Genomic DNA, 23,589 nt, shown 5'->3' with positions numbered 1-23,589 from the left:
CTTGTCCGTCGCGTGTGGGCGCAACCCTTGCCAGTCTATATCGCCGATGCTGTAAGGCAACGATAGTTCGAAAAACTGCTCACACGCACCAATGTTAGCGCAAACATACACAAATACCCCTTCTTCACAAGAGTGTGCAAATCTGTCAGGGCTCTTTTCTTGCCTTCGGGTTTCCCCTACCCCATCTTAGAACGATCAAAGACGAGCATAAGGATGCCCCGGTGAAAGACAACGTACTGGCCAATCATGGAAAATTCGCGGATCCACGTATCACCGCCAATGGCGATGAGCGTGCAACTGTTGCATTGCGCAATCCGCAGACCCTGTGGTTCAACACCGGAACCTTGTGTAATATTGAATGTGCCAATTGCTATATCCTGTCCAGCCCTATGAACGATGCATTGGTTTATATCAGCGCGGACGAGGTGCGTGATTATCTGGACCAACTCGAGGATCTTAAGTGGGGAGTGAGTGAAATCGCGTTCACAGGCGGAGAGCCGTTCATGAACCCTCAAATGATCGAGATCACTGAAGCAGCGCTTGAGCGCGGGTATGACGTCCTGATCCTGACAAACGCGATGCTACCGATGATGCGCAAGGGCATGCGGGCCGGCCTGCTGCGGTTACAGGCGGCCTACCCTGACAAGCTAACTTTGCGCATTTCTGTCGATCACTATCGCGCCGATTTACATGATGCGGAACGCGGCAAAGGGGCGTTAGAAAAGACGCTAACCGGCATGAATTGGTTATCCGAGAATAGCTTTACCATGGCTGTGGCAGGACGGTCGGCCTTCGGCGATAGTGATGCGGATTCGCGCGCCGGATATGCGGCCTTCTTTGCTGAGCATGGCTTTAATATTGACGCGCAAAACCCTGCAATGACTGTTCTTTTTCCAGAAATGGATGAAAGCATCGAGGTCCCTGAAATTACAACCGCCTGCTGGGGAATTCTGGACAAATCCCCCGATGCAGTGATGTGCGCCTCTTCGCGGATGGTGGTAAAGCGGCGCGGGTCTGAAAAGCTTGCGGTCCTTGCATGCACCCTCCTACCCTACGCCCCCGAATTTGAGCTGGGAGAGACGCTGCAGGAAGCCGAGCGCGACGTCGCGCTCAACCATCCGCATTGCGCGAAATTCTGCGTTCTTGGCGGAGCAAGCTGCTCCGCCTGAGCATGCCGCACTATAGCGTGATGATGTGCCCGTCACGTGGGTTCGCTGTGCCCTCCGCGAGCGCGCCATAGACGCCTGCGGCGCTGCCGATGCCAGTGTGGACCTTAACGTCCAGCCAGCTTGACGCGTCCTCTGCAAGGCGTTTCCACGCAGCGGTGATCTGTTTTTCCATCATGCCGGGGCCCCATTCCTCACGCCGTTTCGCGATCTGGGCGGGGGCAAAGAAGAACTGCGGTTTGACTCCTTCCACTTTGATTTTCGGTTGGGACTGGTCCCAATGGCTGATCCCGACAGCAGAAGAGTGTTTCAGATGCGCGCCAAGGGTGCTGTGCACCAGTGCTTTTACCTGCGCATTCCCTGACATATCGACATAAACGCTTGCCACAGTGGGAAGCTGGGCAATCTCGTCATAGGTCAGGACCTGATCGCAGGCGCCAAGCCCCTCGACAAAGCTGCGGTTGCCTTCTGATGTTAGTCCGATGACCTTGTAAGTACGCTCCGCTGGTTCGGCCAGATATTTACAAAGCCCCAGACCGGTTTTGGAAGAGGCACTGCCGATAATGATCTGCTCTGCGCCAAAGCAGGCATTGTCCATCAGCCAGTCGAACAGCAAGTAGGACGTGGCCAACAACGGCTGTAGCAGCGCGCGCATATGGTCATCTGCCGGATTGCCGCTGCGCACGGGCGTGTAGCGGTTGTAGACAGCGGGAAGCTCCGCACGGTGGGATGCGGCGTCAACAAAGCCGCCGTGGCCGTCTGGTTGCGGCCGAATTACCAGCTCTTCAGCGAGGGGATAAAAGCCGTAAAGCCGCGTGCCGACGACCAGTTCGGCGCTGTCACTTTCCACAACTTCTGCCGTCCCCCAAACCGGAACCAGCCCCTGCCCTTCGATCCCTGTGGGGAAGAAATTCCAATACCCAATCGCAAAGCCTGATGCCGCATAAGTCACGTTGTTCGATGTCAGCGCAAAACTGTCGAGCTTTAGCCGCGCCTGACCCTCCCCGAGCGGCGCGCTTGGGATATCCTCAAGACGGGTTTTGGTGATGGTTTTATGATCGGTTAACAGGCGTTGCATAGATATTCCTCCCCAGTTTTCAGTCACCTTAGCCAGCGTTTTGGCGGCTGGGCGTTTAACGTGACGTCAGAGGTCGCGAACATGGCGATAGACGATAGGATTACCGTCCTTGAACGGCCTGTCGGAGCCGTGTTAAGTTTGCATATAAATCAGTTACTTGAGAGGCCCTCTGTTGATGCGCCAAAGCTTTGGGCGCAATGGGATTGCACCTTATATGGGCTTCGCGTTATACTGAAACGCAATATATAGAACACATCAGCCAAGCTGGGACAGACTTTGACCGATACGCCGGAAACCCCTGAAAACGAAGACGAAAACCGCCCCGAGCGGCCCGTGTATGATGGGCCTTCGGTGACGATCGAGCATGAGATGCGCACTAGCTATCTCGATTATGCCATGTCGGTCATCGTCAGTCGCGCCATTCCTGATCTTCGGGACGGTCTGAAACCTGTTCACCGCCGAATTCTTTATGCGATGCATGAGGCTGGTAACACGCATGACAAGTCCTACCGTAAATCGGCCCGTGCTGTGGGCGATGTGATGGGTAAATACCACCCGCACGGCGACAGCGCGATCTATGACGCACTTGTGCGGATGGCGCAGGATTTCTCGATGTCGCTGCCGTTGCTGGACGGGCAAGGCAACTTTGGCTCCATGGACGGCGATAACGCTGCGGCCATGCGCTATACCGAAGTGCGCATGGACAAGCCTGCAGCCTATCTGCTGTCCGATATCGATAAAGATACTGTTGATTTTCAAGACAACTACGATGGCAAGGACCGCGAGCCGACGGTCCTTCCCGCGCGTTTCCCGAACATGCTTGTCAACGGTGCCGGCGGTATTGCGGTTGGCATGGCGACGAATATTCCGCCGCATAACCTGGGTGAAGTGATTGATGCCTGTCTTGCGCTGATCGAAGAACCGGACCTGACGTCCGAGCAATTGATTGAGTATGTGCCCGGTCCTGACTTCCCTACCGGTGGTCTCATGTTGGGCCGCTCCGGTGCGCGTAAAGCCTATCTTGAGGGGCGCGGCTCGGTCATCGTACGCTCCAAGACCCGTATCGAAGAGATCCGTAAGGATCGCTGGGCCATCGTCATCGACGAGATACCCTATCAGGTAAACAAAGCCACGATGATCGAGCGGATCGCAGAAGCGGCCCGCGACAAGAAGATTGAGGGCATCGCCCACGTTCAGGACGAATCCGACCGCAACGGTGTGCGGGTCGTGGTCGAGCTGAAGCGCGACGCAACAGCCGAAGTGGTGATGAACCAGTTGTTCCGGTTCACGCCAATGCAGACTTATTTCGGGTGTAACATGCTGGCGCTGAACGGTGGCCGCCCTGAAACACTGACCCTTCGCCGCTTCCTCACATGCTTCATAGACTTCCGCGAAGAAGTTGTGGCGCGGCGTACCGCCTATCTGCTGCGCAAAGCGCGTGAGCGGAGCCACATCCTGTGTGGTTTGGCCGTGGCTGTGACCAACATTGACGAAATCGTCGCGACGATCCGCGCCTCTGCAGATGCCGCCGAAGCACGTGAAAAGCTGATGACGCGTCGTTGGCCTGCGGCAAGCATCCTTGAATATATCGCGCTGATTGACGATCCGACCCACACAGCCAACGACGATGGCACGTATAACCTGTCAGAAACTCAGGCTCGCGCCATCCTTGAGCTGCGCTTGCAGCGTTTGACACAGATCGGCGTGACAGAAGTCACCGATGAGTTGGAAGAACTTGCCTCCAAAATCAAGGAGTACCTTGATATCCTGGGCAGCCGCGACCGGATCATGGCGATCATTCGCGATGAACTGGCCGAGGTGAAAGAGCTTTTCGCCGTGCCGCGCCGTACACAGATTGTCGACTGGTCCGGCGACATGGACGACGAAGACCTGATTGAACGTGAAGACATGGTCGTGACCGTCACTTCCGGCGGCTACATCAAACGCACACCGCTGGCCGATTTCCGCAGCCAGCGTCGTGGCGGCAAAGGTGTATCCGGCATGGCGACGAAAGAAGAGGACGTGGTCACAACTCTCTTCGTGGCCAATACCCACACACAACTGCTGTTCTTCACGACCGATGGCATGGTCTACAAGCTCAAGACGTGGCGCCTGCCGCAAGGTGGCCGCACGTCCAAAGGTAAAGCAATTGTGAACATCCTGCCGATCCCGACAGGCGTTTCCATCGCGGCCATCATGCCCGTAGATCGCGATGAGAAGGAATGGGACGACCTCCAAGTCGTCTTCGCGACGTCCGCAGGTACCGTTCGCCGCAACAAGCTGTCAGATTTCACCAACGTTATGCGTAACGGCAAGATCGCGATGAAGTTCGAGGACGAGCATGCAGGCACCACGCTCATCAATGCCCGCATCGCGAGCCATGATCACGATGTGATGCTGGTGACTAACTCGGGTCGCGCGATCCGCTTCCGTGCCACGGACGTGCGGGTCTTCAACAGCCGCAACTCTGTCGGTGTGCGCGGGATCAAGCTGTTGGGCGATGACAAGGTCGTATCGATGTCGATCATCCGCCACTTTGATGCAGGCAGCGACGAACGGGCCGCCTATCTCAAAATGCGCCGGGCCATGGCCGGTATTGCAGATGATGCAGAGACGACAGACGAGGAAGAAGGCAACGCAAACATGCCACTGGCACAAGAGCGTTACGCCGAGATGTCCGCCTCAGAGAACCTGATCCTGACCATCACCGCAGGCGGTGCGGGCAAGCTAAGCTCAAGCCACGATTATCCGCTGCGCGGACGCGGCGGCATGGGTGTGACCGCTTGGACCAAAGGCTTGGCTCTGGGTGAGATCGTGGCCTCCTTCCCGGTTGAGATGGATGACCAGATCATGCTTGCGACGTCCAAAGGCCAATCGATTCGCGTGCCTGTCGAAGGCATCTCTTTCCGCTCCCGCTCTGCGGGTGGTGTGAAGGTGTTCACGACGGGCAAGAACGAGGAAGTCGTTTCCGTCGCGTGGATTGCGGATCAGGGCGATGAGGACGTTGACGGCGAGGCGACACCAGAAGTTGAATAAACTTCTGACCTGAACAATGAAAAAAGGCCGCTTCAACTTGAAGCGGCCTTTTTTCGTTTAGGAGTGCAAGTGGAGATGCGAAACACTGTCCCAATCGTTTACAGTTGTTTCGCGACGGTCTCTTCATTTTTGTGTAAAAAGCCGAGACTCATGTTGGCTTTGAGGGACAAGCCATACATCCATATACTGTCGGGCTATAAAAGAACTATGGCCGCTTCGTTGCTAACTGAGCATAAAAAAAGCAACCTAAAGCTATCAGGAAAATGGCTGGAAGAGTTACGTACGAGACGGGCCAGCAGAAGAACTTTTCACCATGAATAGCAACGAGTCTATCGCATTCTTGGAGCTCAAACATCAGATAGACACAGTTCAACCCGACCAACCCAATGAATAATGGGGCGATTTTTTTCAATTTCAACCTTCCACGCAGTCGCTGAATATCGTTGGTCAATTTCGATGAGCTGCCTTAAATTGAGGCAGCTCACTGCAGCTCTAACGTTCAGAGTCCATAAATCCCACTGAACTTTTCCTTCAGGTACCCCAGCAAAGGTGCCTCGCTGGGCGCCTGCCCTGCGGCGCGCTCTATGACCTCGCGTGGCTCATAGAGGCCTCCGTGGGTTTGCACGTTTGTACCCAGCCAAGTGGTCGCGGCTGAAGTGTCGCCTTTGGCAAGGTCGGCATCAAGGTTCGGCACGGCTTTGCGCATCGCTTCGTTCAGGCAGCCGGCATAGACATTTCCCAAGCTGTAGGTCGGGAAATAGCCAAGCAAGCCCACAGACCAATGCACGTCCTGCAACACGCCGTTCGAAGGCTTGTCCACGGCATAGCCAAAGTCCGCCTCGAAACGGTCATTCCACGCGGCCTCCAGATCGCTGACCTGTAGATCACCCGACATCAACGCGCGTTCCAGATCAAAGCGCAGCAGAACGTGCAGGTTATATTGCAGTTCGTCCGCTTCGGTGCGGATATAGCCGTCACCCACGCGGTTGACCGTGGCATAGAAGGTCTCTTCGTCTTTGATGCCGAAATCCCCGAAGGCGTCTTTCATTTGGCCAAAAAGCCAGCCTGTAAACGCGCGGCTGCGGCCGATCTGGTTTTCGTAGATGCGGCTTTGGCTTTCATGCACGCCCATGCTCACGCCACTGCCCAGCGGGGTCAGCAGATAGGATTGGTCAATGTTTTGCTCATAGGCGGCATGGCCGACTTCATGGATGGTTGAGTAGAAGCAGTTGAACGGATCGGCAGGGTTCGTGCGGGTGGTGATGCGCACGTCCGATCCCGAACCGGAAGAGAACGGATGCACGGCCTTGTCGACACGCCCGCGGGCCATGTCATAGCCAAACGCCTTGGCCAGCACCCGCGTCAGTTTCATCTGCGCACCTTCGTCAAATGTGCCGCTCAGTGGGGCTGGTCCTTGGGCATCGCGGACAGCGGCGCGTAGATCGGAAAGCACAGGACGCATGGCGCCGAACATCGCTTCAAGGTCGGCACCGGTGGTGCCCGGCTCGTAATCCTCAAGCATCGCGTCATATACATTGCCGCCAGCGGCCAGTGCCTGCCCCTCTTCGCGCTTGAGCATGATGACTTCAGAAAGCGTAGGCGCGAAGGCTTTGAAATCATTGTCCGCACGGGCCTCGGCCCAGATGCCTTGCGCGGCTGACGTCAGCTTTGCCAAACGCGTGGCCAAAGCCGCCGGCACCTTGTTGGTCCGCTCGAAACTGCGGCGGATGTGGCGCATCTGGGCCTGTGCCACCGGATCAATCGTACTGTCGTCAATAGCGCCCAACCAGTCCGCAACACGCGGATCAATGCGGCGGGCGTGCAGGACACTTTCCATTGCTGCCATTTCTTCTGCGCGTTGCGACGCTGCCCCGCGTGGCATCATCGTCTCTTGATCCCAGCCAAGGCGCCCTGAAACTTCCCCCAAAGCTTGGGTACCACGGGTGAATTCCATTAGGTCATCGTAGGCGGTCATGCTTTGGCTCCTCTGAGCGATGTAGCGATTGGATAAAGCGACAGGTGCCGCGCGCGCAGGATCAGCACCCAGCACAGAACGGCAAGTCCTTGGTGCATCAGGGCGACAGGCAGGATCGCCTCATACAGCACGGTTGCGATGCCCAGCACCACCTGCAAGCTGATCGCCGCAAAGGCTGCGTTGAACGCGAAGCGCGTGTTGGGGTGGGCAGAGCGGCGTCCGCGCAGCCAAACAACAATAGCAAAGGCAAACAACGCATACCCCGTCATGCGGTGGATGAACTGCACCAGACCTGGGTTTTCGATGAAGTTTTTCCAGAAAGGCTCCAACACAAACGACTGCGGCGGGAAGAACTGCCCCGCCATCAACGGCCAGTCGGTGTAGGTGCGGCCGGCGTCAATCCCAGCAACTAACGCGCCGATGATGATCTGAAGGAAGGCAAAATGCAGCAAGCCTGTGCTGAGGCCGTAAAGCTTGCCTTCTTTGGCGCGGCGGGCCTGCATCAGGTCACGCTCTGTCCGGCCAAGGCCTAGGGCATACCATGTGATAAACCCCATGATGACAAAAGCCAGCCCAAGGTGTGTGGCCAGACGCGCGCTGTGCACATCTGTCGTGGCGGTGCCGGAAGTCACACCGGAGGACACCATCCACCAGCCAATCGCGCCCTGAAGACCGCCCAAGCCTCCCAAAAGCAGCAGGCGCGGTGTCCAGCCCGTTGGGATCTGACGTCGCAGCAGGAACCAGAAAAACCCGATGGCCCAGACAAGGCCGATTACACGGCCAAGCTGTCTGTGGCCCCATTCCCACCAATATATGACTTTGAAATCAACCAGCGTCATCCAGCTGTTTTGTAGGCGGAACTCATCAATTTCCTGATATTTGGCGAATTCGGATGTCCAGTCGGCCTCGTTCAGTGGCGGCATTGCACCAGTAAGCGGACGCCATTCGGTGATGCTGAGCCCACTGTCAGTCAGGCGCGTTGCCCCGCCAACAAGGATCATCAGGAACACCAGACCAAAGAGCAAAAACAACCACTTGCGGATCGCAGCGCGTGCGCCCCCGCGCCCTGCATCAATCACACCGGTAGCAGCGACCGGCTTTGCCGTATCTGCCCCGACTTCTTCAAAAAGCTTACGGTTTGTGGCCATCGTATCCTCCGTCTTCTCGTTATTCTGAGACGTAATGCTTTGGCGCAGCAGCGTCTAGCCGCGTTCCTTCCATCGGACCATCTGCCGCAAGGTGCCGTGCAACATTTGCACATCGGCGCGAGTCAGCGGCAGGCGGCTCCACATGTTGCGCAGGTTGGTTTTCATCGACGTGGCTTTGTGTTCGGGAAAGAAAAAGCCAGCCTCTTCCATCCGGTCCTCATAGTGCTTCGCCAGATGCTCGATCTCTGAGTGCTGTGCCCAGTCTGTGCCGGCCATTTCGTAGGTGACAGGCGCTGCATCGCTTTGTTGGCGCATCCATTCGTAGCCGGTCAACAGCACACACTGCGCCAGATTGAGCGAGGCGAACTCAGGATTTACCGGGACCGAGATAATCGCGTTCGCTCGGCTAATATCGTCATTCTCCAGCCCTGCCCGCTCTGGTCCGAAAAGCACCGCAACCCGTTCGCCTGCCGCGATTTTCTGCGCGGCCAGCTGCATCGCGGCCTCTGGTGTGTAGACAGGCTTGGTCAGATCACGCTCCCGCGCCGTTGTCGCAAAGACAAAGCTGCAATCAGCCAATGCTGTGGGCAGATCTGGAGAAAGCAAAGCGGCATCAAGCACGCGCCCTGCCCCAGAGGCCATAGCAACAGCCGCCGAATTGGGCCAACCATCGCGCGGAGCGACGATGCGCATATGATCCAGACCGAAATTCAACATGGCACGGGCGGCAGCGCCGATGTTCTCACCCATTTGCGGGCGCACAAGGACAAAGCTGGGGGCGGAGGGGTGTTCTACTGTCATGCGCCCTATTACCCCGCACGCCTGCCCTTGCCAATATAAGCTGTCATAATGGATTACAGTTTCCATCCGGCGCCGGATTGGGCTAATCACCACCTCACGCACCAAAGGAACGATCCCATGTCAAAAGCACCCGAACAACCGCAACTCTACCTCATCACACCGCCAGAGCTGGAGCTTGTCAGTTTTGCTGACACGCTTGCGCTGGTGCTGGACGCCCATGAAACCGCGTGTGTGCGTCTTGCCCTGTCTACCAAGGATGAAGACAAGCTTTCGCGCGCCGCGGATACTCTGCGGACGGTGACAGATGCGCGTGAGGTCGCCCTGGTGATTGCAGACCATACCCTGCTGGCAGAGCGTTTGGGCCTGGACGGTGTGCACTTGTCCGATGCTGCGCGTTCTGTGCGTCATGCCCGTAAAGTGCTGGGTCCTGATGCGATTATCGGCAGCTTTTGCGCAGGCTCACGCCACGACGGCATGAGCGCGGGCGAAGCCGGCGCTGATTATGTCGCTTTTGGTCCGGTACAGGCGACAGCGCTATACGATGGTGAGATCGCAGAAGCAGAAATGTTCCAGTGGTGGTCCGAAGTCATCGAAGTTCCTTGTGTGGCCGAAGGCCAGCTGGATCAGGCGATGATCGCCAGGCTGGCGCCTATGACCGATTTCTTCGGCATTGGCGACGAAATCTGGGGCTCGGAAGATCCTGTTGCAGCACTCGCAGCACTTTGGTCCGCCATCTCCTGACAGCGGACCTGAGCGGCGCCTAGAAAAGCGTCCGCTCAACCACCCAATAGGCAGCTATGATCGCAATCAGCACCGATCCGGTGATGGATACCGCGCGGAACATCACTGGATATTCCGCTACCATATCTTCGACCCCTTCCAGACGCGCGCGGCGTGCGCCGAACACGGCCATCCAGATCAGCACAAATGCCATAGCGATTACGGTAATCTGACCCACCTCAACGCCTACGTTGAAACCTAGAAGCGCCGGAATGAACTGATCCTCCGGTAGGCCAAATTCGCCCAGCACCGAGGCAAAGCCCAAACCGTGCAGCAGCCCGAATCCGAACACGATGATCGGTCGCCAAGTATTGAGCTTGTGGAAGAAGATATTCTCGATTGCGACATAAACGATAGAGGCCGCGATGAGCGGCTCTACGATTGAAGCAGGCACAGTCACCAACCCCAGCGCGCCCAACGCCAAGGTCAACGTATGCGCCAACGTGAAGGCCGAAACCTGCCAGATCAGGGGGCGCAAGTGGACAGACAGGAAAAACAGGCCCAGCACAAAAAGGATGTGATCCAGCCCTAGCGGCAGGATGTGATCGAAGCCAACGGGTATATAGCTTGCAAAGGCCTGCCAACCACTTTGGGCATTGCCACCGGCGAGAGCAATCGCAGGGCTGCTCACCCCACCGCTAACAAGTCCGGTGAACGGCTCTTTCACCCCCTGCTGGCGCACGACAAGATCGCCGCCACCATCAGGCCACGCCACGGTCAACGAACTGCCCTCTGGCGCATCAGCGGCCAGCAGCCATTCGGCAATCCGCGGCAATTCGGGATCAACCCCCTCTGGAACAACGATGCTCAGGCTTTCAAGAATCATTGGCGTGCCGTCAATGCTCAGCACTGGCAAGGCGTTCCAGCCATCCAGCAGATCAACCGCGCGGGCGGCTAATGCGTCTTCGGACAAGGCGCGCAAAGCGTCATAATCTGCCGCCTGCGGCGCTTCATTGGTGTCCTCGACGGTGTCCAGATCAACGCCTGCTAGAAACGCCTCAAGATTGATCCGCAGGCTCAGCTCTGCATTGCCTTCTGCAATGGTCAGATCGGCGATTGTGGGCACAACTTCGTGCGCCCGCGCCAGTGTGCTTGACAACGGCAGTATCAGCGTCAGCTTACACAGCAGCAACAAGGAAAAACGTCTCATGAAACTCACCCATCTGTTTACGTTCGGCGCGTCGGTGCTCATGTGTGCACCTCTGGCCTTTGCACATGAGTTTTGGATCGAACCTCCTAAGTTTCAAGTGCAAAACGACCAGCCCTTTGTAGCGGACCTGCGCAACGGCCAGTTGTTCGAGGGCACGCGACAGTCCTTTTTCGAAGATCGGAACACGCGGTTTGAGGTGATCATGGGCGATGGCACAGCCCCCATTACAGGCAGGATGGGCGACCGGCCCGCAATCCAGTTGCCCGCGCCTGAGCGAGACGGACTGATGATCCTAGCGCATGAGGCAGCCCCCTCCACCCTTACCTACAAGGAGTGGCCAAAGTTTATGACATTTGTTGAACATAAAGATTTCAAAGACGCTGAAGCCACCCATGAGGCGCGCGGCTGGGCCAAAGAAGGTTTTAAAGAGGTCTACACCCGCCATTCGAAATCGCTGGTCGCCGTAGGTGATGGCGCGGGGGCAGACAAAAAGCTGGGTCTGGTGACTGAATTTGTCGCTCTGGAGAACCCGTATGCACAGGACTTCTACGGAACGCTTGATGTCTCTCTATTCTACAATGACGCCCCGCGTGCGGATGCACAGATCGAAGTTTATGAGCGGGACGCCGAGGATAATGTGACGGTTACCATCACACGAACGGACATGCAGGGTCAGGCGACGATACCCGTTAAGAATGGCATGAAATATATGCTCGATGCAGTGGTGCTGCGGCCCGTCGAAGGCGCAACCACGGTTGAGGCAGGCCCCGTATGGGAGACCCTTTGGGCTTCGATGACCTTTGCCGTTCCGGTTCGTTGATCTGATAACTGCTTGCGCGACCATGCACATCCGGTCAAAAGCACGGATATGACTGATACACCTGATATTTTGTGCATTGGCTCGGTCCTGTGGGACGTTATCGGGCGCTGTGACACTCCGATGCGGCACGGCTCGGATATGCCAGGGCGCATTACACGGCTGCCGGGCGGTGTGGCTTTGAACATCGCGATGGCTTTGCGGCGCTTCGGTCTTAACCCGGCTTTGCTCAGCGCAGTAGGGCGCGACACGCAAGGCGAGGCGTTGATCGCCGCGTGTGAGGCGCGCGGGTTGCTAACCCATTTAATCTACCGCTCTGATGACCTTCCAACGGATCAATACATGGCCGTCGAGGCCACGAATGGTCTGATCGCTGCCATTGCCGATGCCCACTCGCTTGAGGCGGCCGGAGACAAAATCTTGCTGCCCCTACGTGACAGCGCCCTGCCCCAGCCTTTTACCGGAGCGGTGGTGCTGGACGGGAACCTGACAGTAGATCTGCTTTCCCAGATTGCGCGCAGTCCTTTGTTAGCCCAAACCGATTTGCGCGTGGCGCCAGCCTCCCCCGGCAAGGCGCTCCGGCTTGCGCCCTTCTTGCAGACGGGGCGCGGCACGCTTTACGTCAATCTCGAAGAAGCGGGGCTTTTGTGCCAGACCGAGTTCACAAATTCGCAAGCCGCCGCAGCCGCGTTGCTGGCACGGGGTGCGGCGCGTGCAGTTGTGACAGACGGTGGTAAGCCGACCACCGTGGCGGATGCGCAGGTAATCACCACTCAAACACCTCCTCCGGTTGCGGTGACACGGATCACCGGTGCCGGAGATACGTTCATGGCCGCCCATGTGGCCGCCGAATTGGGCGGGTTTGGTGCAGATGATGCCCTTGACGCCGCCCTGTCCGCCGCAGCCCTCTATGTTTCCGGAGAGACCAAAATATGATCCCCCTTGTTTATAGCGCCGAAGTCGCCAAAGCCCGCACCGACGGTGCCGCCATTGTTGCTCTCGAAAGCACAATTATCACCCACGGCATGCCCTATCCGCAAAACGTCGAAGTTGCGCGTCAGGTCGAGGTAGATATTCGCGCGGCTGGCGCTGTGCCAGCGACAATGGCAGTCATCAACGGCACGCTGCATGTAGGCCTTGAAGACGACCAGTTGACCGCGCTTGCCCAGACCAAAGGAGTGGCGAAACTCAGCCGTGCCGATATGGCTGCCTGCATGGCGACGGGTGGGACAGGTGCCACGACAGTGGCAGCCACGATGATCGCCGCGCGGCTTGCCGGTATTGCGGTCTTTGCCACGGGGGGCATTGGCGGTGTGCACAAGGGCGCCGAGGACAGCTTTGACATCTCTGCCGATCTGATGGAACTGGCGCAAACCGCCGTGACGGTGGTTGCTGCTGGCGCGAAAGCGATCCTCGACGTTGATAAGACGCTCGAAGTGCTGGAAACCCAAGGTGTGCCAGTGATTGCCTACGGGCAGGATGCTTTTCCCGCATTTTGGTCACGCGGATCAAAACTGAAAGCGCCGTTGCGCATGGACGATGCCGCCGCGATTGCGGCCGGCCACATGATGCGCGCGCGATTGGGCTTGCCGGGCGGACAACTGGTGGCAAACCCGATCCCCGTCGCCGCAGAAATCCCGGCTGAGGAAATGGCCCCGATCATCGCCACCGCCCAGGCAGACGCCACCCGCGCAGGCATCACTGGGAAAGCTGTCACGCCCTATCTGCTTCAGCGGATATTCGAGCTGACAAAGGGTCGTTCTTTGGAGGCCAATATCGCGTTGGTGCGTAACAATGCACAGCTTGCGGCGCAAATTGCCCGCGAATTGCGCAAGCTGGCATAAAATTCCGTTTCCTTGGCCCATTGTGACTGTCCTACCAAACACATACTTGTACCATGATGCCATATAGATTGCGGACCCTACCTGACCGATGAACACGCCTTTTGATCCAGATCCCATTGCGCCACCAAAACGCGGCCTATTGGGCCGTTTTCGTGGAAATTTCCTGACCGGTTTGGTTGTGATCGCCCCTGTGGGCCTCACGATTTGGCTGATTTGGAGCGTGGTTGGCTGGATTGACGGGTTTGTGCTGCCGCTTGTGCCGGTCAATTACCACCCTGACCGGCTGATCCAGGATTTGCTCGGCCTAGACCCCACAGTCCAGATCAACGTGCGCGGCATCGGCGTTGTAATTTTCCTGCTGTTCACTGTTGTGGTGGGTTGGATCGCCAAGGGCATCATCGGCCGGTCATTTATCCGCTTTGCCGAAAGCCTGGTTGAACGGACGCCCGTGGTTCGGTCGATCTATTCCGGTATCAAACAGATTTCCGAAACGATCTTTGCCCAGTCCGAAAGCAGCTTTGAGACGGCCTGTCTCATCGAATACCCGCGTAAAGGCATCTGGGCGATTGGTTTCATATCGACCGACGCTAAGGGCGAAATCGCAAGCAAGACTGATTCCAGTGGCGGGATGATGTCGATCTTTCTGCCGACCACGCCAAACCCCACCTCGGGATTTCTCCTGATTGTGCCCAAGCGGGATGTCATCATTTTGGATATGACAGTGGAAGATGCCGCAAAGCTGGTGATTTCGGCAGGCCTTGTCTATCCGAACGGGAAGGCTCTGGAGAATGGCGAACCGCCGATCGCCGAGCTTCCCGACCGAAGCTGAAATCTCCCTGCGGCCAAACGCCCGTTAGCTGAACATTTCTGACAGATCGACTCCGCTTCGGTTCCCGACATGGTCGATGCCATCGCGCAAGAAAGTCTCAGCCGCGATTCCACCCGCGGCTTTGAGTTCTGCGATCACTTTGGGGTTCGGCACGACTTTTGTCGCGGCTGACAGCTGGGACATCAGCGCATCGTCAGCAATCATGTGAATCCGCACACGGCTCATCCTGTCCGAGGACATGGTGCCTTCTTCGATCAGGCACTGCACAAACTCGATGGCGCGCAGCTCTCGCAGCAGGCTTGAGTTAAAGCTGATCTCGTTCACGCGGTTCTGGATTTCCTGAGGTGTCGTGGGGATATCGTCTCTTTCCAGCGGGTTGATGTTGATGATGACGATGTCATCGGGCAGCGCGTGGTTGAACAGTGGAAACAGCGCCGGATTTCCGGTAAAGCCGCCATCCCAAAACGCCTCCTGCCGACCTGTAGTTTTGTCATAGATTTCCACGGCCTGAAACACCGTTGGCAGGTAGGCGGAGGCCATCAATGCATCCGGTCCGATCTCGTCGCCTTCAAAAATTCTGATTTTGCCATTTCGCACACGGGTTGCGCCAACGTAGAACACCGGCCCTTGCTTATTGCACACTCGGTTATAGTCGAATTTCTCGACAATGTCGGCCAACGGGTTTTTTGTAAAACGGCCCGTAGCTATAGGGGGAAAACACCCGTGATACAGCGTCGCCGACAGCGTAATGAAACCTGTTCTCGATCTGCTGGCTGAGAACCTGCAACCCGAAGGGTGCCATCCACGCACCAATCCGTAGATCAGTGACCCCTGCGACCTGCATCCAAAGCCATTCCAGGTTCTCGCGCGCGCCGTCGCGGCCGCCTAAGATCATTCCCGCCTTGAGTGCCGCGCCGTTCAACGCGCCGGCAAAGGCGCCGGAGATCCCTTCGACCTACAGCCCGTCCTCTTCCAGCAACCGGTCCAGTACGCCCCATGTGAACGCTCCATGCTCACCTCACCCTTGCAGGGCAAGGTTAATCTTTTTGGTCTGTGCCATGTGAATGCGCTTTCGGATCAGTCTGTTTTGTTCAGTCGTGGTTTGGGGATCGCGCTATTAAAGCGCTGTCCAGCCACCGTCGACGCTTATGGTGGTGCCAGTGATCTGGTCTGCGGCGGCTGAGCATAGAAAGGCCGCGGTGCCACCCATCTGCTCAACCGTTGCAAATTTCTTGCTGGGCTGGCGTTTGAGCATGACGTTCTGGATCACGTCCTCGCGACTCATGTCATATTCCTTCATCGTGTCGGGGATCTGGCTTTCGATCAGCGGCGTCAGCACGTATCCCGGACAGATCGCATTTGCGGTGATCGGCTCTTCGGCGGTCTCAAGTGCAGTTGTTTTTGTCAGGCCAACAATCCCGTGCTTTGCCGCGATATAGGCGGATTTGTAGGGAGACGCCGTCAAACCATGTGCTGAGGAGATGTTGATCACCCTGCCCCAGCCAGCCTTGCGCATCATCGATAAAGCCATCGCAGTGGTGTGAAACGCCGAACTGAGGTTGATCGCGATGATCGCGTCCCACTTATCAGCAGGGAAGTCGGGGATCGCTGCGACGTGCTGGATGCCTGCGTTGTTGATCAGGATGTCGCAAACGCCTGCGTCCTCGATCAGCTTGCGGCATTCATCACCTTTGGACATATCCGCTTTTATATAGCGCGCGGTCACACCGGTAGCTTTCGCGATTTCTTCGGCCAACGCGTGATCTTCATCGCGATCAGTGAAGGAGTTGAGAACAACATTTGCCCCCGCCTGCGCAAGCTGCTGTGCAATCCCCAGCCCGATACCGGAATTGGAGCCTGTGATAACGGCAGTCTTGCCGGACAGATCGTAGGTAAGGGCCATGAGATGTCTCCTGTGAATAAATGATGCCCCCACGTATGGCGCGGGGCTACTGGAATGAAAATGCACGATGACGTGCTGTGGTTCCATAGATGACGGGGAAAACGCCGCTCATTCGCTCACCTTAAAGGCCCTTGGTCAAAAAAAACGCCCGCGCAAGGCGGGCGTCAAGTTATTGAGGCAGGTTTCATACAGGCAAGAAACCTATCGAGCAGTAATGTCTTTATAAAGAATTACGGCCTAAACGCCAAGCTAAAAGTTTGCGCCTGCTGACAGACCCCGTTAGAGGTTTAGGTAATAAAAAAAAGGGCAGCGCAGGATTGTTTAAAAATGGCTTTAGATATTTTCATGGGGCTACGGGGCTTTGTGGCCACCTCTTCACTGATTCTTTGGGGAATCGATGTACATGCAGAACCGGCTCATGCCATTGCTATGTACGGCGTTCCGGCCTTGTCGGCGGATTTCACAAGTTTGCCATACGTTAATGCGGATGCGCCCAAGGGCGGCGCCATTACTTTGGGCAATACGGGCGGTTTTGACAGCCTCAATCCGTTTGTGCGCAAAGGAACCTCTCCATGGCAGTTACCATTCTTTACCCATGAAACCCTGATGGGCCGTTCTTGGGACGAACCTTTCACACTTTACGGCCTTCTCGCCGAATCGGTAGAGACAGATGAAGAGCGGACCTGGGTCGAATTCAAACTTCGCGAAGGCACTACTTTCTCTGATGGCAGTCCGCTGACGGTTGATGATGTGATCTTCAGCTTTGAGCTATTGGGGACCGAAGGGCATCCGCGCTACATCAGCCTGTACCAGCAGATCGAGAGCGTTGAGCAGACAGGCCCGCGCAGTGTCCGCATCACCTTTAACGCTGCCAACCGTGAACTTGCCTTGCTTGCCGGAATGCGGCCTATTCTTTCCAAGGCCCAATGGGAGGGTCGCGACTTTGCCGACGCACCGGTGCAGGACATCCCTGTTGGCTCTGGCCCTTATACCATCACCGGTTATGAGACTGGCCGCTATGTCGAACTGACGCGAAACCCTGATTACTGGGGCGCGGATATTCCCTACCGCAAAGGCACCAACAACTTCGACAGTGTCAAACTAGACTTTTACGGTGACTCAAAGGTATTGTTCGAAGGGTTCAAGGTCGGCGAGATTTCTGCCGTGCGCGAGTTCAACGCCGAAAGTTGGCAGACTCAGTACGACTTTCCTGCCATCACGCGCGGCGATATCATTAAATCGGAAATCCCGCACAGCAAGCCATCGGGCATGACAGGCTTTGTCATGAACACCCGCCGCGCGCCATTTGATGACTGGCGTGTACGCGATGCCCTGATCAAGGCGTTCAATTTCGAATACATCAACGACACGCTTACTGGAAATGCGCAGCCGCGGATCACGTCCTATTTCTCCAACTCTGTTCTGGGGCTCATAGAGGGTCCGGCGCAGGGCCGCGTGGCCGAGCTTTTGCTGCCCTACCAAGATACCCTGCCCAATGGCACGCTCGAAGGTTACGCCCTACCCGTCTCTGACGGATCGGCACGCAATCGCGCAGGCATTCGCGGCGCGATGGAGCAGTTCGAATCAGCCGGATATATGGTCAAGGACGGCGCGCTGGTGCGTGGCGATGGAACGGCGGTATCGTTCACCATCTTGATTGCAAAAGGCAGTACCGAAGACATCGCAATTGCCGAGCTTTACCTGCGCGCGCTTGAGCGGTTGGGCATTGCTGCCGACATCGAGACTGTCGATGATGCCCAGTATTTTTCCCGTACCGGTGATTTCGACTTTGATATCACTACTTTCCGCCGTGCCCTGTCGCTGAGCCCCGGAAATGAGCAGAAGTTCTACTGGGGTTCTGACGCCGCGGACCAGCTTGGTTCACGCAATATGATGGGCGCGCGCAATCATGCAATTGATGCCATGATCGACGAGATGCTTGGCGCGCGTGACAGTGCGGATTTTGTGGCCGCAACCCGCGCGCTGGACCGTGTTCTGACGGCTGGTCGCTACGTTATTCCTTTTTGGTCTTACACCGAAGGCCGGATCGCCCATATGCGCGAAATGAAATACCCTCAGACCTTGCCGATCTACGGCGACGGGGCGGAATGGATGCCATCAGTATGGTGGTGGGACGAGAGCAACTGATCCTGCCATAGCGGGATCGTTAAACGAGTGATGTGACCCAAAGAATGGTCGCATCTTCGTCCGAGACCGAGATCACGTTATGGCCCATCGCGGCGTCATAATAGGCGCTGTCACCGCGGCGCATTTCAATCGGCTCGTAGAATTCGGTGAACAGCTTGATCACGCCTGTTAGGACAAACAGGAATTCCTCGCCGTCATGGCGCACCCAGCCGTCGAACTCTTCCATCTGCCGCGCGCGGATGCGGGCGCGGTAAGGCAGCATGTTCTTTTTGCGCAGCGTGTCTGCAAGCAACTCATGCTCATACGTGGCGGTGGCTTGCGCTGTGCCTTCACCTGATTTGGTGACCGCCATGCGCCCGTTTATCTGCTCTGCCGCCGGCGGCGTGAACAGTTGCGGCACGGAAATTTCCAACCCGACGGCAAGCTTTTTAAGCGCATCATAAGTCGGCGACATCTGCGCGTTTTCGATTTTAGACAGGGTCGAACGGGCTAACCCCGCCTGTGTCGCCGCCTGCTCTAATGTCCAGCCACGCGCTTTGCGCAACTCGCGCACGCGCGCGCCAAGATCGACGGGCGGCACCGTATGGGCAGCCCCGTCTTCACGGGCGATCTGGATCATGGATTTTGCTGCGTCTTCGCTCATGTTCCACTCTATAGAGCGTCCCCGAGAACCTTGCAACGCACCCCCGCACGCGGTAGCGAAGATCTATGATATCCGTTTATGATCAAGGCCCGCCGCCACCCTGTCCGACCCCCTTCAACATGGCCGCGCATGTGCTGGGTCGTGCCGATGAGATGCCTGAGAAAATTGCCCTGTCCGTTCTAGCGGCCGAAGATTGGACGTATCATGCGCTGAAGGCTGCGGTGCTGGGCACCGCTACCGGACTGCTGCGGACAGGCGCAGTGCCCGGCAACCGCGTCCTGATGCGGCTGGGCAATACGGTGGACTTCCCTCTGGCCTATCTTGGCGCGTTGGCAGCAGGGCTTGTACCCGTTCCAACGGCATCCGCGCTGACGGAACGCGAAGTTGCCCCGATGATTGCGACCGTTAATCCGGTAGTGATCCTGCACGATCCCGATGTGGCCTGCCCACCCGATCTGCGCATAGTGGCGCTGGATGACCTGCGCGCCATGCGGTCACTGCCGCCCGCAGACTTCCACATGGCCGACCCCGAGCGTGCGGGCTATATCATCTATACCTCTGGCACCGCCGGCAGCCCGCGTGCTGTGGTGCATGCGCACCGCGCTATCTGGGCGCGTCAGATGATGTTTGACGGCTGGTACGGCCTGCACCAAGAGGATCGCGTGCTGCATGCAGGTGCGTTCAACTGGACCTACACGCTTGGCACCGGCCTAATGGACCCTTGGACGATGGGTGCAACCGCGCTGATACCCGCAGCAGGAACGCCCGCGACCGACCTTCCGGATCTTATTGCTGGCCATCGCGCAACGATATTCGCCGCAGCACCGGGTGTTTATCGGCAACTCCTCAATCAGCCCGACCTGCCTGCAATGCCGGATCTTCGCCACGGGCTGAGTGCGGGGGAAAAACTGCCCCCAGCGGTGCACGCGCGCTGGGAAGCGGCAACTGGCACCACGGTCTTTGAGGCTTACGGCATGTCCGAATGCTCGACCTTTATCTCTGCCAGCCCAAGCCATCCGGCCGCGCCTGCGGTTCTGGGCCGCCCACAACAAGGCCGGCGCATCGCTTTGTTGGGCGAAGACGGCCCTGTACCTCTGAGCCACGAAGGCACCATCGCCGTCCACCGCAGCGATCCTGGCCTGATGCTTGGCTATCTGAATGCACCGGACGAGACGGCGGCAAAAATGCAGGGTGAATGGTTCCTGACCGGCGATCAGGGCAGCATGGACGCCGGTCACCAGATCACCTATCTGGGCCGCAACGACGATATGATGAACGCTGGAGGCTTCCGTGTGTCCCCAGTTGAAGTGGAATCCTGCCTTGCGCGCTTTGACGGGATCACCTCTGTCGGCGCGGCAGAAGTATCTGTTAAGCAGGACGTGAGCGTGATTGCCGCCTTCTACACCGCAGCGGTGCCTCTAGACGAAGAGGCTTTGCGCCGCTATGCCGAGGCAAATCTGGCGCGTTATAAGCAACCGCGCCTCTATATCCATTTGCCAGCACTGCCCATGGGCGCCAATGGCAAGCTCCTGCGCCGTGCTCTGCGCCAGCAATTCGAGGCCCCATTATGACCGAAACAGTCAAACTCGACATCATGTCCGACCCCATCTGCCCTTGGTGTTACATAGGTAAGGCGCATCTGGACCGCGCGCTGGCCGCGCATCCGGATCATCCGTTTGAGATTGAATGGCACCCATTCCAACTGAACCCCGACATGCCTGCCGAGGGAATGGACCGCCGCGCCTATCTGGAAGGCAAGTTCGACGGCAAGGAAGGCGCTGTAAAAGCCTATGCGCCAGTGGTGGAGCATGCGAAACAAGCAGGACTGAATATCAATTTTGAAGGTATGCAGCGCACGCCGAATACGATCAATGCCCACCGCCTGATCCATTGGGCCGGAATTGAAGGGCGCCAGACGGCGGCGGTCTCTGCGCTTTTCAAAGCGTACTTTGTGGATGCGCGCGATATTGGCGATGTCGAAGTGCTGACCGATATTGCCGACAGTATCGAAATGGACGCCTCTGTTGTTGGTCGCCTGCTGGAAAGCGATGCCGATCTGGAGGACATCCGTGCACGTGATGCACATAGCCGCCAAATGGGCATCTCTTCAGTCCCGACGTTTATCATCGCCGGACAGCACGCTGTCCCCGGCGCACAACCACCGGAGCTTTGGGCGAAGGTGATCGCCGAGGTCACAGGCAAGTAATCCTGTTGCAAATGCGCAGCAATCTCTGGCAAGGGTAATAAAACACTAGGCGGCGGTTCGGCTGTGGCCTAGATTTGATCCCAAGTGGCAAAAAGCCTCAACTAAAATAAGAATACCTTTGAGCAGGTGTGCAGGCAGTGAACAGGCAAAAGTCCCCATCGGGCGATCCCCTATCTATACAGAAGACGGCAGCTTTGTCGTTACACGGCTCATATAGCGCGGTTGCGCGGGTTTCGGTGTATTGAGAAAGGCAGCCAAATGTTAACTCCCATCACGTCACGTATTGTCCTCACCTATGGATCGTTTGATCTGTTTCATCAGGGCCATGCCCGCTTGCTCCAACGGTTATCTATGATGGGCACGGAACTGATCGTCGGCTGCTCAACTGACGCCTACAATGAGAAGATGAGCGTACCCGCTGTTACCTCTTATGCGCAGCGCCGCCTAATGCTGGAAAGCTGTCGCTTTGTCAGCCGCGTCATTTCCGAGCAGGACTGGGACCAAAAATACACAGATATCATCAATTATAATGTCTCTGTTTTCGCAATGGGCGAAGACTGGATCGGCCAGTTTGACCAGTTCGAAGACATCACGCAGCTGGTCTACGTTCCTCGCGCAGAGATTATCGGAACACGAAAACCCTTCCGTGCTGTGCAGCACAATCAGCTAAGATCTATCGCAGGCCGTTGATCCTGAACACAAAAAATTGTTTGGCATTGCCAGCCTCGCAACCGTAGGTTAACAAATCAACTGTAGATTTGGCCAATATCCTGCGTGCATCGGAGCCTCCTTGCCGTCTTCAACTACGCCCTTCCCAATGAGCCGCGCAGAGTTTGTGGCTCTGCTTGCTATGATGATGGCCTCTGTTGCCTTTTCCATTGATGCAATGCTGCCTGCCTTGCCGCAGATTGCACAAGATCTGGCCCCCGACGCGCCCCATCGTGCCCCCCTTATTCTGAGCATGTTTTTGCTCGGGATGGGCATTGGGACGTTCTTTACCGGTCCGATTTCGGATGCATTCGGCCGTAAGCGGGTCGTTCTCGTATCAAGTCTGGTATTCATCGTGGGTGCCGGAATCGCTTGGGCAGGTCAGTCGCTAGAGATCGTGTTGGCAGGCCGGATGCTTCAGGGTTTGGGGGCGGCGGGGCCGCGCATCGTGGCGAATGCAATTGCGCGTGACCGCTATGCAGGCCGCCAGATGGCGCAAATCATGTCTGTTGTTATGATGATCTTTGTATTGGTCCCTGCGGTGGCACCGCTTTTGGGCTCTTTCATCATCGGCTGGAGCGGTTGGCGCGGCATTTTCATCGCCTACATCTGCTTTGCTTTGATCTATTCGCTGTGGTTAATGATCCGCCTGCCAGAGACGTTGCCCGTCGAAAACCGCCGCCCGATGCGACTGAATCTGATGTTTGCCGCTGTCGCCGAGATGACGGGCCATCCGGTTGTCCGGCTATCGATCCTTGTCCAGATGTTTGTGTCGGCGATGCTGTTTCTGACGCTCATGCTGGTGCAGCCAATCTATGATCTGGTGTACAGCCGCAGCGATGAATTCCCCTACTGGTTCTTTATGATTGCCATCATCGCAGGCAGCGCAAGCTTGCTGAATGCTTTGGTGGTGGTCCGTTTCGGGATGCAGCGCCTTGTGATCCTGGCGCTAAGCGCGCAGGTAATTCTATCGGGTTGCTTTACGTTGTTTGATCTTGGCCACGGCGCGTATGGGTTTTACTTCTTCCTGTTTTGGCAAACCGCCATTTTCTTTCAGGCTGGGCTTACTATCGGCAACCTCAACGCGCTCGCGATGGAGCCGATGGGCCATATTGCAGGCATGGCGGCTTCTGTTATTGGGGCAATCTCAACGGTGGGGGCTGTCATGATCGCCAGCCCGATCGGGACGATGTTCAATGGCGATGTCCGGTTGCTGACGCTTTCGGTATTTGTGCTTGCTGTTGTCAGCGTCGGCTGCATGTTGGCGATGCGCCACGTCGCCCGTAGGGAAGCAATCGCTTAAGGGCACCTCGATTTTTAAGCATTTTCGTGGCCGCGCAGCAGTGCGTTTGGCGTG

At 57.0% G+C, this 23,589-nt stretch carries 19 protein-coding genes and 1 pseudogene; 12 read left to right on the top strand and 8 right to left on the bottom strand.

Annotated elements, in window-relative coordinates; genetic code table 11:
- Positions 1–221: 221 nt before the first annotated feature.
- Positions 222–1,169, top strand: coding sequence for a radical SAM protein (locus tag V7730_RS08330; protein WP_335747138.1), 948 nt, complete (start codon positions 222–224; stop codon positions 1,167–1,169).
- A 10-nt stretch (positions 1,170–1,179) separates the two neighbouring features.
- Here V7730_RS08330 and V7730_RS08325 read toward each other — a convergent pair whose 3' ends face one another.
- Positions 1,180–2,244, bottom strand: a complete 1,065-nt coding sequence (locus tag V7730_RS08325; protein WP_335747137.1) for a DUF2855 family protein — start codon at positions 2,242–2,244, stop codon at positions 1,180–1,182.
- A 276-nt stretch (positions 2,245–2,520) separates the two neighbouring features.
- On the opposite strand from V7730_RS08325, the gene gyrA reads away from it, so the two are divergent.
- Complete coding sequence (gyrA, locus tag V7730_RS08320; protein WP_335747136.1) at positions 2,521–5,280, top strand: DNA gyrase subunit A; 2,760 nt, start codon at positions 2,521–2,523, stop codon at positions 5,278–5,280.
- 499 nt (positions 5,281–5,779) lie between these two features.
- On the opposite strand, the gene V7730_RS08315 is transcribed toward gyrA, so the two are convergent.
- From V7730_RS08315 to V7730_RS08305, 3 genes are read right to left on the bottom strand one after another with little or no spacing between them, the layout of a single operon-like run.
- Complete coding sequence (locus V7730_RS08315) at positions 5,780–7,255, bottom strand: carboxypeptidase M32 (protein WP_335747135.1); 1,476 nt, start codon at positions 7,253–7,255, stop codon at positions 5,780–5,782.
- Positions 7,252–8,403, bottom strand: coding sequence for a heme A synthase (gene ctaA / locus V7730_RS08310; protein ID WP_335747134.1), 1,152 nt, complete (start codon positions 8,401–8,403; stop codon positions 7,252–7,254). The genes V7730_RS08315 and ctaA overlap by 4 nt, the downstream gene beginning before the upstream one ends.
- Positions 8,404–8,457: 54 nt before the next feature.
- On the bottom strand, positions 8,458–9,204 hold the full coding sequence (locus V7730_RS08305; protein WP_335747133.1) for an RNA methyltransferase: 747 nt from the start codon (positions 9,202–9,204) through the stop codon (positions 8,458–8,460).
- A 117-nt stretch (positions 9,205–9,321) separates the two neighbouring features.
- On the opposite strand from V7730_RS08305, the gene V7730_RS08300 reads away from it, so the two are divergent.
- A complete protein-coding gene (locus V7730_RS08300; protein ID WP_335747132.1) occupies positions 9,322–9,945 on the top strand; it encodes a thiamine phosphate synthase in 624 nt (207 codons plus the stop codon).
- Positions 9,946–9,964: 19 nt separating this feature from the next.
- Here the strand turns inward: V7730_RS08300 and V7730_RS08295 are convergent, their stop codons facing one another.
- Positions 9,965–11,134: a HupE/UreJ family protein gene (locus V7730_RS08295; protein ID WP_335747131.1), complete on the bottom strand. Its 1,170-nt coding sequence runs from the start codon at positions 11,132–11,134 to the stop codon at positions 9,965–9,967.
- On the opposite strand from V7730_RS08295, the gene V7730_RS08290 reads away from it, so the two are divergent.
- The 4 genes from V7730_RS08290 to V7730_RS08275 all read left to right on the top strand — a co-directional run bounded on the left by V7730_RS08290 (position 11,133) and on the right by V7730_RS08275 (position 14,624).
- On the top strand, positions 11,133–11,954 hold the full coding sequence (locus V7730_RS08290; protein ID WP_335747130.1) for a DUF4198 domain-containing protein: 822 nt from the start codon (positions 11,133–11,135) through the stop codon (positions 11,952–11,954). The two genes, V7730_RS08295 and V7730_RS08290, sit on opposite strands and share 2 nt — an antisense overlap.
- Positions 11,955–12,002: 48 nt before the next feature.
- On the top strand, positions 12,003–12,887 hold the full coding sequence (locus tag V7730_RS08285; RefSeq protein ID WP_335747129.1) for a PfkB family carbohydrate kinase: 885 nt from the start codon (positions 12,003–12,005) through the stop codon (positions 12,885–12,887).
- Positions 12,884–13,795: a pseudouridine-5'-phosphate glycosidase gene (locus V7730_RS08280; RefSeq protein ID WP_335747128.1), complete on the top strand. Its 912-nt coding sequence runs from the start codon at positions 12,884–12,886 to the stop codon at positions 13,793–13,795. The genes V7730_RS08285 and V7730_RS08280 overlap by 4 nt, the downstream gene beginning before the upstream one ends.
- Positions 13,796–13,883: 88 nt before the next feature.
- Complete coding sequence (locus V7730_RS08275) at positions 13,884–14,624, top strand: DUF502 domain-containing protein (RefSeq protein ID WP_335747127.1); 741 nt, start codon at positions 13,884–13,886, stop codon at positions 14,622–14,624.
- 24 nt (positions 14,625–14,648) lie between these two features.
- Here the strand turns inward: V7730_RS08275 and V7730_RS08270 are convergent.
- Both V7730_RS08270 and V7730_RS08265 read right to left on the bottom strand, forming a co-directional pair.
- A pseudogene (locus V7730_RS08270) lies at positions 14,649–15,684 on the bottom strand (patatin-like phospholipase family protein).
- 57 nt (positions 15,685–15,741) lie between these two features.
- Positions 15,742–16,527 carry a 3-hydroxybutyrate dehydrogenase gene (locus V7730_RS08265; protein ID WP_335747126.1) on the bottom strand — a complete coding sequence of 262 codons (786 nt, stop codon included), beginning with the start codon at positions 16,525–16,527 and terminating at the stop codon, positions 15,742–15,744.
- Positions 16,528–16,854: 327 nt separating this feature from the next.
- Between V7730_RS08265 and V7730_RS08260 the strand changes: the two genes are divergently transcribed.
- On the top strand, positions 16,855–18,675 hold the full coding sequence (locus V7730_RS08260) for an extracellular solute-binding protein (RefSeq protein ID WP_443070197.1): 1,821 nt from the start codon (positions 16,855–16,857) through the stop codon (positions 18,673–18,675).
- 19 nt (positions 18,676–18,694) lie between these two features.
- Here the strand turns inward: V7730_RS08260 and V7730_RS08255 are convergent, their stop codons facing one another.
- Positions 18,695–19,318, bottom strand: coding sequence for a helix-turn-helix domain-containing protein (locus V7730_RS08255; RefSeq protein WP_335747125.1), 624 nt, complete (start codon positions 19,316–19,318; stop codon positions 18,695–18,697).
- 65 nt (positions 19,319–19,383) lie between these two features.
- Here V7730_RS08255 and V7730_RS08250 point away from each other — a divergent pair, with 65 nt between their 5' ends.
- The 4 genes from V7730_RS08250 (at position 19,384) to V7730_RS08235 (ending at position 23,535) form a co-directional block, all read left to right on the top strand.
- Positions 19,384–20,889 carry a class I adenylate-forming enzyme family protein gene (locus V7730_RS08250; RefSeq protein WP_335747124.1) on the top strand — a complete coding sequence of 502 codons (1,506 nt, stop codon included), beginning with the start codon at positions 19,384–19,386 and terminating at the stop codon, positions 20,887–20,889.
- Complete coding sequence (locus tag V7730_RS08245) at positions 20,886–21,524, top strand: DsbA family oxidoreductase (protein WP_335747123.1); 639 nt, start codon at positions 20,886–20,888, stop codon at positions 21,522–21,524. Before V7730_RS08250 ends, V7730_RS08245 begins: the two co-directional genes overlap by 4 nt.
- Positions 21,525–21,782: 258 nt before the next feature.
- Positions 21,783–22,214 carry an adenylyltransferase/cytidyltransferase family protein gene (locus V7730_RS08240; protein WP_335747122.1) on the top strand — a complete coding sequence of 144 codons (432 nt, stop codon included), beginning with the start codon at positions 21,783–21,785 and terminating at the stop codon, positions 22,212–22,214.
- A gap of 127 nt (positions 22,215–22,341) precedes the next feature.
- Entirely contained in the window at positions 22,342–23,535 is a 1,194-nt protein-coding gene (locus V7730_RS08235) for an MFS transporter (RefSeq protein ID WP_443070199.1), read from the top strand.
- Positions 23,536–23,589 lie beyond the last annotated feature (54 nt).

The sequence above is a fragment of the Sulfitobacter sp. genome, from assembly GCF_036961165.1.
Classification (GTDB): Bacteria; Pseudomonadota; Alphaproteobacteria; order Rhodobacterales; family Rhodobacteraceae; genus Sulfitobacter.
The sequence above is the reverse complement of the archived record's forward strand: the minus strand, read 5'-3'. Positions and strand labels throughout refer to the sequence as shown.